Source organism: Mesorhizobium opportunistum WSM2075, from assembly GCF_000176035.2.
GTDB classification, from domain to species: Bacteria; Pseudomonadota; Alphaproteobacteria; order Rhizobiales; family Rhizobiaceae; genus Mesorhizobium; species Mesorhizobium opportunistum.
This window is the reverse complement of record NC_015675.1, coordinates 2,436,685-2,449,316: the sequence shown is the minus strand read 5'-3', so window position 1 is coordinate 2,449,316 and position 12,632 is coordinate 2,436,685. Positions and strand designations below refer to the sequence as shown.

At 63.4% G+C, this 12,632-nt stretch carries 14 protein-coding genes; 8 read left to right on the top strand and 6 right to left on the bottom strand.

From position 1 onward, the window contains the following. Positions 1–38 precede the first annotated feature (38 nt). Complete coding sequence (locus MESOP_RS11735; RefSeq protein ID WP_041164098.1) at positions 39–515, bottom strand: RidA family protein; 477 nt, start codon at positions 513–515, stop codon at positions 39–41. 193 nt (positions 516–708) lie between these two features. On the opposite strand from MESOP_RS11735, the gene MESOP_RS11730 reads away from it, so the two are divergent. Further along, the gene (locus tag MESOP_RS11730) at positions 709–1,407 is read left to right on the top strand and encodes a TetR/AcrR family transcriptional regulator C-terminal domain-containing protein (RefSeq protein ID WP_013893551.1); all 699 of its coding nucleotides are present in this window, start codon (positions 709–711) and stop codon (positions 1,405–1,407) included. 40 nt (positions 1,408–1,447) lie between these two features. Here the strand turns inward: MESOP_RS11730 and MESOP_RS11725 are convergent, their stop codons facing one another. Then, positions 1,448–2,428, bottom strand: coding sequence for a quinone oxidoreductase family protein (locus MESOP_RS11725; RefSeq protein ID WP_013893550.1), 981 nt, complete (start codon positions 2,426–2,428; stop codon positions 1,448–1,450). Between the two features lie 97 nt (positions 2,429–2,525). Between MESOP_RS11725 and MESOP_RS11720 the strand changes: the two genes are divergently transcribed. Further along, a complete protein-coding gene (locus MESOP_RS11720) occupies positions 2,526–2,933 on the top strand; it encodes a winged helix-turn-helix transcriptional regulator (protein WP_013893549.1) in 408 nt (135 codons plus the stop codon). A gap of 79 nt (positions 2,934–3,012) precedes the next feature. Further along, positions 3,013–3,822, top strand: a complete 810-nt coding sequence (locus MESOP_RS11715) for an MBL fold metallo-hydrolase (RefSeq protein WP_013893548.1) — start codon at positions 3,013–3,015, stop codon at positions 3,820–3,822. 58 nt (positions 3,823–3,880) lie between these two features. Here the strand turns inward: MESOP_RS11715 and MESOP_RS11710 are convergent, their stop codons facing one another. Further along, positions 3,881–4,486: an NADPH-dependent FMN reductase gene (locus MESOP_RS11710; RefSeq protein ID WP_013893547.1), complete on the bottom strand. Its 606-nt coding sequence runs from the start codon at positions 4,484–4,486 to the stop codon at positions 3,881–3,883. Between the two features lie 90 nt (positions 4,487–4,576). Between MESOP_RS11710 and MESOP_RS11705 the strand changes: the two genes are divergently transcribed. Then, positions 4,577–4,945, top strand: a complete 369-nt coding sequence (locus MESOP_RS11705; protein ID WP_013893546.1) for a winged helix-turn-helix transcriptional regulator — start codon at positions 4,577–4,579, stop codon at positions 4,943–4,945. A gap of 168 nt (positions 4,946–5,113) precedes the next feature. Here MESOP_RS11705 and MESOP_RS35000 read toward each other — a convergent pair whose 3' ends face one another. Further along, entirely contained in the window at positions 5,114–5,317 is a 204-nt protein-coding gene (locus tag MESOP_RS35000; protein WP_013893545.1) for a hypothetical protein, read from the bottom strand. 115 nt (positions 5,318–5,432) lie between these two features. Continuing rightward, on the bottom strand, positions 5,433–5,828 hold the full coding sequence (locus MESOP_RS11695) for an acyl-CoA thioesterase (RefSeq protein ID WP_013893544.1): 396 nt from the start codon (positions 5,826–5,828) through the stop codon (positions 5,433–5,435). A 532-nt stretch (positions 5,829–6,360) separates the two neighbouring features. On the opposite strand from MESOP_RS11695, the gene MESOP_RS11690 reads away from it, so the two are divergent. Then, positions 6,361–7,299 carry an IS110 family RNA-guided transposase gene (locus tag MESOP_RS11690; RefSeq protein ID WP_013892107.1) on the top strand — a complete coding sequence of 313 codons (939 nt, stop codon included), beginning with the start codon at positions 6,361–6,363 and terminating at the stop codon, positions 7,297–7,299. A 356-nt stretch (positions 7,300–7,655) separates the two neighbouring features. On the opposite strand, the gene MESOP_RS11685 is transcribed toward MESOP_RS11690, so the two are convergent. Next, on the bottom strand, positions 7,656–8,597 hold the full coding sequence (locus MESOP_RS11685; protein ID WP_013893543.1) for a phosphoribosylaminoimidazolesuccinocarboxamide synthase: 942 nt from the start codon (positions 8,595–8,597) through the stop codon (positions 7,656–7,658). 204 nt (positions 8,598–8,801) lie between these two features. On the opposite strand from MESOP_RS11685, the gene MESOP_RS11680 reads away from it, so the two are divergent. Genes MESOP_RS11680 through MESOP_RS11670 form a run of 3 tightly spaced genes read left to right on the top strand, consistent with a single transcriptional unit; the run spans position 8,802 to position 12,543 of the window. After that, positions 8,802–10,418 (top strand): GMC family oxidoreductase, encoded by a 1,617-nt coding sequence (locus tag MESOP_RS11680; protein WP_013893542.1) that lies wholly within the window; start codon positions 8,802–8,804, stop codon positions 10,416–10,418. Beyond that, on the top strand, positions 10,415–11,629 hold the full coding sequence (locus MESOP_RS11675) for a mandelate racemase/muconate lactonizing enzyme family protein (protein ID WP_013893541.1): 1,215 nt from the start codon (positions 10,415–10,417) through the stop codon (positions 11,627–11,629). Before MESOP_RS11680 ends, MESOP_RS11675 begins: the two co-directional genes overlap by 4 nt. Next, positions 11,626–12,543, top strand: coding sequence for an NAD(P)-dependent oxidoreductase (locus MESOP_RS11670; RefSeq protein ID WP_013893540.1), 918 nt, complete (start codon positions 11,626–11,628; stop codon positions 12,541–12,543). Before MESOP_RS11675 ends, MESOP_RS11670 begins: the two co-directional genes overlap by 4 nt. Positions 12,544–12,632 lie beyond the last annotated feature (89 nt).

Below are 12,632 nucleotides of genomic sequence, written 5' to 3'. Positions count from 1 at the left end.
CAAGCAGCCTTCCATCGCAGAACCCGCCAGGCGCCGCGCTAATCAAGCACGACCACGGCCTCCACCTCGAACAGCATGGGGTCGATGGCAAGCTTGGGAACAGGCACGAGGGTCTGCGCCGGCAGCGCCTCGCCGAACATGGCCTTGACGTTCTTCGTCAGCACCTCGAGCTTGGACATATGATGATCGACCACGAAGATCGTGAGCTTGGCGACGTGATCCGGCCTGGCTCCGATCCCCTCGAGCGCGCTGCGAAGGTTCGCATAGGCCTGCTTCACCTGGACAGCGAAATCGGGCGACAGGGCGCCCATGCTGTCCTGGCCGCCCTGGCCGGAGATGTAGGCCAACCGGGCCCCGCGGGGCGTGATCACCGCCGTACTGTAGCCGTTTGGCGACGGGTCGTAGAGGGTCTGCGGATTGACGATGGTCGGCTTGAGATCGCTCTCATTCGCTGTTGCCGCTGTGGTCATGATGATTAGCCCTCCGATAAGCAGATGCTTGATTGCACGTGACATGATTTTCTCTCGGCTCCACGGACCGCGATCAATGTCCTCGCGGCCGGAATAAATGAACTCGCTGATAGCTCTAGTACAATGTACCATATTGTGTACGAGGCATCGTATAGTACGCGGCACGAGTCAATCGCTCGACATCGACATTCCTGACGTTGCCTGCCAAAATCGAGGTTCCGACCAGTGAGGAAGACGGATGGCAGCCAAGCGTAGCGGCGCGCGGAGCAAACGATCTCAACGGGCACGGGAGCCGCTTCAGCCCGTGCAGGAGCCGAGCAGTGAGCCGCCGCTCTCGCGGGAGCGCATCGTGGCGACCGCAGTAGAATTGTTGGACGCTCAAGGGCTCGACGGATTGACGATGCGTCGGCTGGCCGATCGCCTCGGCTCGGGCGTGATGAGCCTGTATTGGCATGTGGACAACAAAGACGACGTCTTCGATCTGGCGCTCGACTCGGTGCTCGAATATCACGGACCGCTGGCAACGATTGTGTCTCAAGACTGGCGCGCAGAAGTCGTTCATATGCTCGAGGACTGGCGCATCGGCATGCTGCGCCATCCCTGGTCGGCATCGCTGTTGCCGCGCCGGGCGCTTGGCCCGAACATCCTCGGCCGCCTGGAACTGCTGAGCAGAACCTTGTCTGGAGCCGGTGTCACGGATGCCAATGTGAATGCCGCGATATGGTCGCTTTGGAACTATGTGATGGGCGCCACCATTACACGGGCGAGCTTCGACTTCTCGGACAACGACAGGGCCGCGGCACAGCAGCGCCTTACACATCTCGGCGAACGCTACCCGGCAATCGAACGCTCTCGCCTGCTGTTGGACAATGATTGGGATGGCGCTTTCCGCAAAGGCCTCGACTTCCTGCTCGATGGCCTCTCCCGGAGAAAATGAGCGCTTCTTTCGTCTCTCACGCCGTTGGGTGGCAACGCCGCTAGGGCACCAGCACCACCTTGCCCGTCGAGCGCCGCTCGTCCAGCAGCCGGTGCGCCTCGCCGGCCTGATCGAGCGGGAAACGGCCGCCGATCGCGACCCGTAGCCGACCGCTCGCCGCCAACTGGAACAGCTCGGACAGGCCGGCTCTCAGCACGTCCGGAGACAGCAACGGCAGCAGCGCGAACCCTCTGAGCGACTGGTTACGGCCGATCATCGCCTCGACCTCCGAAGCGCCAAGCGCGAACCGGCCGAGCGCCGCGAACACCAGTTCACCGTTGAGCGCCAGGGCCAGCAGGGAAGCTGTCGTCAGCGCACCGCCGACAATATCATAGATGATGTCGGCGCCCTCCCCGTCGGTGACGTCGCGGATGCGCACGGGCCAATCCGGATTGGTGTAATCCACGGCGACATCGGCGCCGAGCGATAAAGCGAAATCGAGCTTGGCCTTGCCGCCGCCGGCGGCGATCACCTGGCGAGCACCCTTCAGCCTGGCAAGCTGGACCAGCAACGATCCCACACCGCCCGACGCCGCAGGCACCAGCACGGACTTGCCTTCGGGCGGGCTTTGCCGCGGCAGGTGAAGCGCCGTCAGCCCTTGCACCATAAGGGCTGTCGCCTCGTCGAACGAAATTGCATCCGGCAGCGGAACGACGAGACCCGCGTCGATCGTCACCAGCTCCGCATAGCCGCCATAAGGACGTTGCGAGGCAAATAGCGGCGCCGCCACGCGCGTCCTGAGCAGCGCCGGATCCACCCCTTGGCCAATGGCCTCCACCACACCCGCCACTTCCACGCCGGGAAACATCGGCAGTTGCGGCGTCACCGCGTATCGGTCGGCGCGCATCAGCACCTCGAAGAAGTTTATTCCCGCCGCCCGAACCCGAACCAGCACCTCGCCTGCCTGCGGCACAGGCGCCGGCAAGTCGACCAGTTCCAGCACGTCGGGACCACCGAAACGGCTGAGTTGAATGGCTTTCATGGCAACCTCCGATCGCACTGGCATCGGCTGCGGTTTGCCACTATCTGCGGGGCCGCGACTACACACTCTTTTGTCCCCTGCTGACCAGGAGGTGACCATGGCCAGCCCAGCCAGGAAAATGCCAATCAAGAGACTCCCGATACTGCCGGCGGAGCGGGCGCTCAAGGTGATCGCCGGGCGCTGGAAGGCGGTCATCCTCTATCACCTGTTCGATGGGCCACGACGACTCACCGCGCTGAAGGCAATGATGCCCGGCATCACCCAGAAAGTGTTGATCCAGCAGCTGCGCGAAATGGAGGAGCACGGCCTCGTCAGCCGCGAGATCTTCGCCGAGGTCCCCGCACGCGTCGAATATTCGGCGACCAGCCTCGGCCTCAGCCTCGAACCCATCCTGCTGGCGCTCTGCCAATGGGGCCAGCATCACGCCGACGAGCTGAACGAAACGCACCGCCTCGCCGACTGCATCATCCGGCCACGGCAGGCGCGGCACGCATACATGGCATAGATCGAATCGACAGGGCGGGTTGCCGACGCTGGCTGCCCATCGCAGACTGACTGACATCTTCAGAACGGATCGGCAAAAAATGCACCGCATGGCTTCGGGCGAACTTCATTCGACCTACACTCTGGGTGACCTGCGCATCACCGCCCTGCGCGATGGCTATGTCGACATGCCGATCAGGCGGCTTCGGCAAAACGGCGACGAGCCATTTGGCGACGAATTGCCGGAACAAGTCACGCTGGTCGGTGGTCAACTCAGGCTTTCCGTCAATGCCTTCGCGATCGACGATGGACATGAGATCATGTTGATCGACACTGGCGCTTCGAACGCATGGTACCCCACCATGGGCCGGCTTCCCCAGGCGCTGGACGAGGCCGGCATCGATGTCGGACGAATCCGCGCCGTCTGCTTCACCCACACGCATCTCGACCACATCCATGGCCTTGTGCTTGCGGACGGCCGGGATGCTTTCCCACACTTGGCGCGCCTGCTCGTTCCGAGGCAGGAACTCGGCCTGTTTCGCGCCGAAGCGAGGCTCGAACGGTTTCATGGCATGGCGGAACCATTCGAAGCCGGAGACCGCCTCGATACCCATGTTGAAATTATCGGCGCGCATGGCCACGAGCTCGGTCACAGCTGCTTTCGCGTTTCGAGCGGCGGCGAGCGCATTTTGATCTGGGGCGATACCGTTCACGTCCCATCGCTTCAGTTCGGTCGGCCTGAGGTGACGTGGGAGTTCGACGACGATCAGGACCAGGCGCGCGAGAGCCGGTTGCGGCTGCTGGCGCTTGCGGCGGACGATCATTGTTTCGTTGCGGGCGCGCATCTGGACTCGCCCGGCATAGGCCGTGTCACCCGATCTGGCGGCAGCTTTCGATTTGAGCCGCTATAATTGAAAAGGGCGGCGCAAGCGCCGCCCCGTATCCCTGGGAGGATAATTCGACCGGCGATCAGGCCGCCTTGATTTCCTCGTCGACCACGTCGGCATCGCGTGCCTTCTTCAGCGCCTTCGCCCACCAGGCGACATCATTGACCAGGGCGGTGGCCGCTTGGTTCAGGTGCTCAAGCTCCTCGAGCTTCTTCTCGCCCTGGCGAACGGCGAGGAAATCGGCCCAGACGATGTGGACGGCGGACTTGACCGGCGCCATCTGCAATTCGACGGCGTGCATGCGCAGCTGCTCGACGGCGCGGGCGCCGCCAACGCCACCGTAGCCGACGAAGCCAGCCGGCTTCTTGTTCCATTCGTTGGCAGCGTAGTCGATGGCGTTCTTCAGCACGGCCGTCGGGCCGTGATTGTATTCGGCCGCGGTGAAGATGAAGCCGTCATATTCGGCGACCTTCTTCTGCCAGCGCTGCGCCACCTCGTTGGTCGACGGCACCCAGGCGGACGAAGCGACCTCGTCGAAGAAGGGCAGCGGGAAGTCGCGCAGGTCGACGATTTCGACATCGATGTCGGCATGCGATTTGGCGATCTTGGCGATCCATTGAGTGGGCACATCGGCGAAGCGCGCGGCGCGCGTCGAACCGATGACGATGGCGATTTTCGGCTTTGACATGAGGGGCTCTCCATTCCAGTAAAGCTGGTATCATTTAGATACCGGCGCTATATGAGATACTGTCAGCTGGTGACGCAAGGAGGCACCGTTTTGTTACTAAGGCACCCACACAACACCGAGGACTGCCGCGCCGTTTCGGAAATCCTGCAACGCGTCGGCGACAAATGGACGGTGCTCGTGGTCGGCAAGCTTGGCGGCGGACCGCTGCGTTTCAACGAGTTGCGCGCCGCCGTCGGCGGCATCTCGCAGAAGATGCTGACCACCACCTTGCGCGGCCTGGAACGCGACGGCTTCGTCACCCGCACCGTGTTCCCGACCATTCCACCGCGGGTCGATTACGAACTGACCGAACTCGGTCACGAATTGTTGATCCCGGTCAGCGCGCTTGGCGAATGGGCACGCAGGAACACGCAGCGCGTCAGGGCCGCGCGCGAAAAATTCGACGGTATGGATGGCTGAGACCCTTGCATGGCAAGGAGTGCGGAGTTTCGTCGTAAGCGCCCTCGCCTGACGACAAGCGAACTGGCGCTTCCTTAAACCAGGTCTCGCAACTTTGGCTTATGGCGCCTCAGACCACCCAAGCTGGCGCGGCCTTGCCGACGGCAACCGCAATGACAAAGTAATCATTCAGGATCTTGGCGCCATGCCTTCGCAATGCGCCGGCCCGCAGATCGCGCATGTCGTGGCCGACGCCCTGACGTCGACATTGCCTTGCAGGCAGGCGATGCGCGGAGGGGCTTGCTTGACTTCGGCATAGGCCGTTGCGCCGAGCAGGCAGGTCAGCGCGAGAAGGGCTGCCGCGAGCCAGCCGTTCAGCATGTGTTGACGCATTGTCTCTCCTCCAACGCCTGCAGTATCGGGCGTGAAGGCAACCATCGGATGTCGCGCGGCGCATCGCCTGCACGAGCGATGTTACAATTGCCCGGAGTGGGCAAACGGGTTTTCGTCAGCTCTCGGCCGGAACGGCCTTCGGCTTGCCCTCGCCGTCCAGCGCCACCATCACGAAATCGGCGTGCGTCACCTTCTCCATCAGGTCAGAGAGATAGCGCTGTGCCCAGGCCTCGACCTTGAGCGTCATCGAGGTGCGGCCGACGCGCTCGACATGGGTGTAGATGCACAGCGTGTCGCCGATCTTCATCGGCTTGGCGAAGGACATCTCCTTGACCGCCGCCGTCACCACGCGGCCCCTGGCGCGCTCGGCGGCGCGGATGCCGCAGGCAAGGTCCATCTGCGCCATCACCCAGCCGCCAAAAATATCGCCGGCGGCATTGGCGTCCGAAGGCATGGCCAGCGTGCGCAGCGTCAGGTCTCCGATCGGCCGTCCGTCCGCGTACTGCACCATGGGCAGAATCCTTGTGAGGTGATGGCCATCGATCCGTATCGCCGCTGCAGGACCAGGTCAACGCGCCGCAGCTGCTGTTCCCTCGCCTTCATGGGGCCATAGGCTAGCCCCGGCATTCGCGCGGTTGTGCCTGATTTTCAGCGGCTTCGGGTTTTGGAGCGGGCTTCCCCCACTCCGTCGCTGCTTCGCCGAGCCATCTCTCGCCCCTCCGGAGGCTACGGCATGCACGCATTTCCAGGCGGCTGGTCTTTGACCATAGCGTGCATGGCAGCTTGGCCATGCTTTGTTTAATCCTGCGCTGGTCGACCCCCACTCCGTCTCGGCTTCGCCGAGCCACCTTGTATCTACACGAGAGCGATTTCGTGGGATTGAAGCGATTGAGCCAAGGTCCGGGCGGCCGCCCGGACCTTGGCTTGGCGAAGTCGCCCGTACCACCTGAGGTTACAGCCGCGGGAGAGCTTGGGATCTTCGCCTTCGTCACGCACGACCGAACAGTCGCTTGGTTCCAACCGTACGCACAAGGCAGGTTACCGTGAACAAGATCATTTGTGGAGTTGATGTTTCGAAGGATTGGCTGGACGCGCATGTCTGGCCAGGCGGTGCGGCAGAGCGTTTCGCCAATGACGCGACGGGCATCGCAGCTCTTTGGCTGTTCTGCCGTGGCCACGGCGCAGCAATGGCGGTGATGGAGGCGTCGGGCGGCTATGAGAGGCTGGGGTTCATGCTTTTGTGGGCGCATGGCATGCCGTGCGGCGTGGTCAATGCCAAGAGCGTGCGTCGCTTCGCCGAGGCGATGGGTTATCTGGAAAAGACCGACCGGATCGACGCTGCTGTCATCGCCCATTACAGCGAAGTCAAGAAGACGGTCCCCACGCCACCGCCGAGCGCTGCCCAGCAGCGGCTCGCCGCACTGGTTGCGCGGCTTTGCCAGGTTGTCGGCGATGCGACCATCAACAAGCAGCGCAGAAGTGCCGCACGCGACGCCGAGACATGCGCCAGCATCGAGGCCATGCTGGCCTTCCTCAAGCGCGAGCAACGACGGCTGGAAGGCGAGATTGCCTCGATGATCGACGACGATCCGCTGTGGGCCAGGCTGGAGCGGGCCTTCCGTTCGCTCAAGGGGGTGGCCGGGCGCACCGTCGCCCGCCTGATGGCCGAACTGCCTGAGATCGGCCTCATCTCCAACAAAGCCATCGCTAAGCTGGCAGGCCTCGCCCCCATCGCAGATGACAGCGGCAGGCGGGCCGGCAACAGGCATGTGCGCGGCGGACGCGCCGGGCCGCGAGGCATCCTCTTCATCGTCGCGGCCATCGTGGCCAAGTTCGATCCCCATCTCAAAGCGTTCGCTCAGCGGTTGCAACAGGCCGGAAAGTCCAAAATGCTCATCCGCATCGCACTCGCCCGAAAACTCCTCGTCATCCTCAATGCAAAAGCACGCGATGCGCGAGCCGAGTTCGCAAATGCAACTTGACACCCCAGACAGTCGCTCTCCCCCGATCGACGGGGGAGAGGAAGGGCGCCAAGCTTTTTGCTGTCAACGCTCGTCCAGCGAAGCTCCCTTCCTTCCCTCCGGAGGGGGGAAAGGTGGCGCTGCGAAGCAGCGACGGATTGGGGGAACCACATGGCAATCAAGCCTCGGCCCGATCAGTCACGCCAATTACAGAAGATGTGTGCATAGCGTAGCCCTCCGGAGGGAGAGGAAGGCACCAGCCCGGCCAAGCTCGCGCCTTCCTCTACCCCGTCGATCGGGAGAGGTGGCGAGCGAAGCTCGACGGAGTGGGGGTCGACTGCGCTGCGTAAGACCATTCGCTAGCTGAGAGGCGCCTCTTAAAAATAACGTGCCAGGTTCGAGCGGATACGATCAAGCACCGTTTCCCCGGACACATCGGGCAAGAACTCCTTGCCGGTGATCGCCTGGTAAGCCTGCGCATAGACCTTGGAGGCCTGCTCGACGATCTCGTCCGGTATTTTGGGAACAGTATCCTTGTAGGGATCGCAGCGCGCCGCCACCCATGAGCGGATGAAATCCTTGTCGAAACTCTCCGGCCGCGTGCCATTGGCCAGGGCCTGTTCGTAACTCCTGGCGATCCAATACCGGCTGCTGTCGGGCGTATGGATTTCGTCGGCCAGGATGATCGTCCCGTCCTTGTCGGTGCCGAATTCGTATTTGGTGTCGGCGAGGATGAGGCCACGTTCGGCAGCGCGCGCCTGGCCGCGGGCAAACAGCTTCAAGGCGTAGCCCGAAACGGTGTCCCACTGCGGCTCGGTGAGAAGGCCATGGTCGAGGATCTCGGTCTTCGACAGCGGCTCGTCATGGCCGCCATCCGCCGCCTTGCTGGTCGGCGTGATGACCGGCTCGGCCAGCTTCTCATTGTCGCGCAGGCCGTCCGGCAGCCGCATGCCGTACATGTCCCGTTCGCCACGCTTGTAGCGGGTCAGGATCGAGGTGCTGGTGGTCCCCGCCAGATAGCCGCGCACGACGATCTCGACCGGCAGGATGTCGAGCCTTGTGCCCACGACGACGTTGGGATCGGGATATTCAAGCACATGGTTCGGACAGATGTCGGCGGTTTCCTCGAACCAGTAGCGGGCCGTCTGCGTCAGGATCTCGCCCTTGAACGGGATCGAGGTCAGGATGATGTCGAAGGCACTGAGACGGTCGGTGGCGATGATGATGCGCCGCCCGTCGGCGAGGTCGTAATTCTCGCGCACCTTGCCCTTGTAGTGACCAGGCAGTTCGGGAATGAAGGCATCCGATAGAATACGCATATGATTTCCCGACTTCCTCGGATTGGCTGATGCCCTCGCATAAGCTGCCGACCCCATGCATATCAAGCGCGATTGTCGGTATTCCCCGCAACTCCGACCCGGCATTCCAGTCGCTTTTTTCACAACGCATGCCGGAAGGCGCTGCGACGCGGCGAAGCCGGTCCGTCTAGGCTGCGCCAGTTTTCAGGAGCCGCCCCACCCATCATGCAGACCTATGATTTCATCATCGTCGGCTCCGGCTCGGCCGGCTCGGTGCTTGCCGACAAACTGTCGGCTTCGGGCCGCTTCTCGGTGCTGGTGCTCGAAGCGGGCGGCACCGACCGCCGCTTCTACGTGCAGATGCCGCTCGGCTACGGCAAGACCTTCTTCGATCCGGCGGTCAACTGGAACTACAAGGCAGAGCCGGATCCCGGCCTCGCCGGCAATGCCGACCACTGGCCGCGCGGCAAGCTGCTTGGCGGGTCGAGCTCGATCAATGCCATGGTCTGGATCCGGGGCGCGCGCGAGGATTTCGACGACTGGCGCGCCGCCGGCAATCCCGGCTGGGGCTACGACGATCTGCTGCCGGCCTTCAAGGCGCTCGAGGACAATGAGGCCGGCGCCGACAAATGGCGTGGCGCCGGCGGGCCGCTGCATATCACCGACTGTTCAAACACCGTCCATCCGCTGACCAAGCGCTATCTCGCGGCCGGCCAGCAGGCCGGCCTGCCGCTCAATCCCGATTTCAACGGCGCTGCCCAGGAAGGCGTCGGCATCTACCAGATCTCGACCAGGAACGGCCGCCGCATGTCTGCGGCGCGCGCTTTCCTGCGCCCGGCGATGAAACGCGCAAATGTCCGCGTCGAGACCAACGCGCTGGCAAGCCGCATCCTGTTCGAAGGCAAGCGCGCGGTCGGCGTCGAGTATCTCCAGAACGGCCGCACGAATACCGCCCGTGCCGGTCGCGAGGTGATCCTGTCCGCGGGCTCGATCAATTCGCCGCAACTCCTGCAGCTCTCCGGTATCGGTCCATCGGCGCTGCTCAAGGGGTTGGGCATCCCGCTCGTCCGCGCCAACGAGAATGTCGGTGCGCATCTGCAGGACCATGTCGGCATCAACTACACGTTCAAGGGCAAGGTGCCGACGCTCAACCAGATCCTGCGCCCCTGGTGGGGCAAGCTCCTGGTCGGCATGCAATATATCCTGACGCGGTCGGGCCCGCTGTCGCTGTCGATGAACCATGCCGGCGGTTTCTTCCGCACCGACCCGGTGTTTTCGCGCCCCAACATGCAGCTCTATTTCCAGGCTTTCTCGACCGTCATCCCGAAAGGCGGCGAGCGTCCGATCCTGACGCCCGATCCCTGGCCGGGCTTCTCCATCGGCCTGTCCAACTGCCGCCCGTCGAGCCGGGGCGAGATCATGATCCGGTCCAGCAACCCGCTGGATTATCCAAAGATCGTCGCCAACGCCTATTCGACCAACGCCGACGTCGACGAAACGCTGGCGGCGGTGAAGTTCGTGCGCAAGATCGCCGCGATGCCGGCCATGGCCGAGATCATCGCCGAGGAGGTTCTGCCAGGCCCGTCGATCCAGTCGGACGCCGACCTGATCACGGATTTCAGGAAGCGTTCGGGCACCGTCTATCACCCGGTTTCGACCTGCCGCATGGGGTCCGATCCCGCGCGCGCCGTCGTCGATCCGCGCCTGAGGGTGCACGGCATCGAAGGCTTGCGCGTCATCGACGCCTCGATCTTTCCCGATAACATCACCGGCAACACCAATGCAGCCTCCATCGTGACCGGATGGAAGGGCGCAGAACTGGTTCTGGAGGACCACAAATGAAGATCACCGACGTCAAGACCTGGGTTGTCGGCAATCCGCCGCCCGGCATCGGCGGCAAGTACTTCATCTTCGTCAAGCTCACCACCGATGGCGGCGTGGTCGGTTATGGCGAGGCCTACAACGCCACCTTCTCCGCCCATGTCACGGCGAGGATGGTCGAAGACATGGCCGAACGCTACCTCGTTGGCCGCGATCCGCATGATATCGAGAATTTCTTCCGCCGCGCCTATTCCTCCGGCTTCACCCAGCGCCCCGACGTGTCCGGCATGGGCTGCTTCTCGGCGCTGGAAATGGCCTGCTGGGACATTATCGGCAAGGAGGCCAACAAGCCGGTCTACAAATTGCTCGGCGGCCAGGTGCACGAGACGCTGCGCTCCTACACCTATCTCTACCCGCACACCGGCAGTGTCCATTCCGAGGACGCGCCGGACGGCAAGAACGTCTATAACGACCCCGACCTGGCCGCGGCCTGCGCGCTCGAATATGTCGAGCAGGGCTTCAATGCGGTCAAGCTTGACCCGGCCGGCCCCTACACCGCCTTCGACGGCCACCAGCCGCGCCTCATCGACATCGATGTCTCCACCCGCATGATCAAGGCGATCCGCGAGGCGGTCGGCAACCGCGCCGACATCTTGTTCGGCACGCATGGCCAGTTCACCGCCTCCGGTGCGCTGCGCATGGCCCGCGCCATCGAACCCTATGATCCCCTATGGTTCGAGGAGCCGGTGCCGCCCGACATGCCCGAGGTGATGGCGCAGGTGGCCCGCGCGACCTCGATCCCGATCGCCACCGGCGAACGGCTGACGACCAAGTTCGAGTTCGCCCGTGTTATCGAAAACCGCGCCGCGACCATCCTGCAGCCGGACCTCGGCCGCTCCGGCGGTATTTTGGAGACAAAGAAGATCGCCGCCATGGCCGAGGCCTATCACATCCAGATCGCGCCGCATTGCTATTGCGGCCCGATCGTCGGTGCCGCCAACATCCAGCTGGCCGTGACGCTGCCCAACTTCCTGATCCTGGAATCGCTGAAGCAATGGGACGGTTTTCATGCCACGCTGCTCAAGAAGAAGATCGAGTGGCAGGACGGCAATGTCATCCCCTCGAAGGAGCCCGGCCTCGGCGTCGAGCTCGACGAGGCGGTCTGCGACGCGCACCCCTACACCGGCAAGGACCTGCATCTGCAGATGATGCAGACGCCGCTGATGCCGTGAGCGAACGCTACGCCTTCATCGGCCTCGGTCATCTCGGTGGCAATCTTGCTGCCAGCCTGATCCGCAACGGTTTTGCCGTCATCGTGTTCGACCGCGATCCCGTCGCCGTCGAGCGTCTTGTCGCGCTCGGTGCCACCGCCGCCAGCAGCCCGGCCGAAGCAGCGGCACGGGCCGGCAATGCCATAACCTGCCTGCCCTCGCCCAAGGTCAGCGAAGCGGTGCTGGCCGGGCCCGGTGGGTTATTGGAAGGTCTGCCCAGGGGTGGCACCTGGATCGAGATGTCGACCAATGGCCGCGACGAGATTCTGCGCCTTGCCGCCCTCGCCTCGGCCAAGGGCATCGAGACATTGGAGTGCCCGGTCACCGGCGGCGTTCATCTGGCGGCGGCCGGCAAGATCACCGCGCTGGTCGGTGGCGACGCCGCACTCTATGAGCGCCATCGACCGGCGATCGAGGCAATGTGCGCGAAATCGTTCCTGATGGGGCCGATCGGCTCGGCGGCGGTAATCAAGGTGATCACCAACATGCTGGCGTTCATCCATCTCGTCGCCGCCGGCGAGGCACTGATGCTGGCCAAACAAGGCGGCCTCGACCTCGCCCAGAGCTACCATGCCATCGTTGCATCCTCCGGCAACAGCTTCGTCCATGAGACCGAAAGCCAGCTCATCCTGAACGGCTCCTACGACATCGGCTTCACCATGGACCTGGCGCTGAAGGATCTCGGCTTCGCGCTGGGCATGGGCAGGGATTTCGGCGTCCCGCTCGACCTCGCCACGCGCGTCAACGCGATTTTTGAGCAAGGTAAGGGCGCCTATGGCGGCGGCGCCTGGTCGACCCAGATCGTCAAACTGCTCGAGGATGCCGTCGGCACCGACCTGCGCGCGCCCGGTTTTCCGGCCAGACTGGAGCTTTGACCTGGAGGCCAAAACCAAAGCAATTTCATGAGCTTGAGTTGATCGCCGGATTCATTCTCGAAAGGAGTTGAATCAAACCCGCAGCGCCT

What these genes read in the sequence shown, in the direction of transcription:
- MESOP_RS11695 (WP_013893544.1), bottom strand. Translation starts at nt 5,828, where the DNA reads ATGGTGCAGTACGCGGACGGACGGCCGATCGGAGACCTGACGCTGCGC.
- MESOP_RS35000 (WP_013893545.1), bottom strand. Translation starts at nt 5,317, where the DNA reads ATGCGTCAACACATGCTGAACGGCTGGCTCGCGGCAGCCCTTCTCGCG.
- MESOP_RS11685 (WP_013893543.1), bottom strand. Translation starts at nt 8,597, where the DNA reads ATGCGTATTCTATCGGATGCCTTCATTCCCGAACTGCCTGGTCACTAC.
- MESOP_RS11730 (WP_013893551.1), top strand. Translation starts at nt 709, where the DNA reads ATGGCAGCCAAGCGTAGCGGCGCGCGGAGCAAACGATCTCAACGGGCA.
- MESOP_RS11680 (WP_013893542.1), top strand. Translation starts at nt 8,802, where the DNA reads ATGCAGACCTATGATTTCATCATCGTCGGCTCCGGCTCGGCCGGCTCG.
- MESOP_RS11715 (WP_013893548.1), top strand. Translation starts at nt 3,013, where the DNA reads ATGCACCGCATGGCTTCGGGCGAACTTCATTCGACCTACACTCTGGGT.
- MESOP_RS11675 (WP_013893541.1), top strand. Translation starts at nt 10,415, where the DNA reads ATGAAGATCACCGACGTCAAGACCTGGGTTGTCGGCAATCCGCCGCCC.
- MESOP_RS11735 (WP_041164098.1), bottom strand. Translation starts at nt 515, where the DNA reads ATGTCACGTGCAATCAAGCATCTGCTTATCGGAGGGCTAATCATCATG.
- MESOP_RS11725 (WP_013893550.1), bottom strand. Translation starts at nt 2,428, where the DNA reads ATGAAAGCCATTCAACTCAGCCGTTTCGGTGGTCCCGACGTGCTGGAA.
- MESOP_RS11720 (WP_013893549.1), top strand. Translation starts at nt 2,526, where the DNA reads ATGGCCAGCCCAGCCAGGAAAATGCCAATCAAGAGACTCCCGATACTG.
- MESOP_RS11710 (WP_013893547.1), bottom strand. Translation starts at nt 4,486, where the DNA reads ATGTCAAAGCCGAAAATCGCCATCGTCATCGGTTCGACGCGCGCCGCG.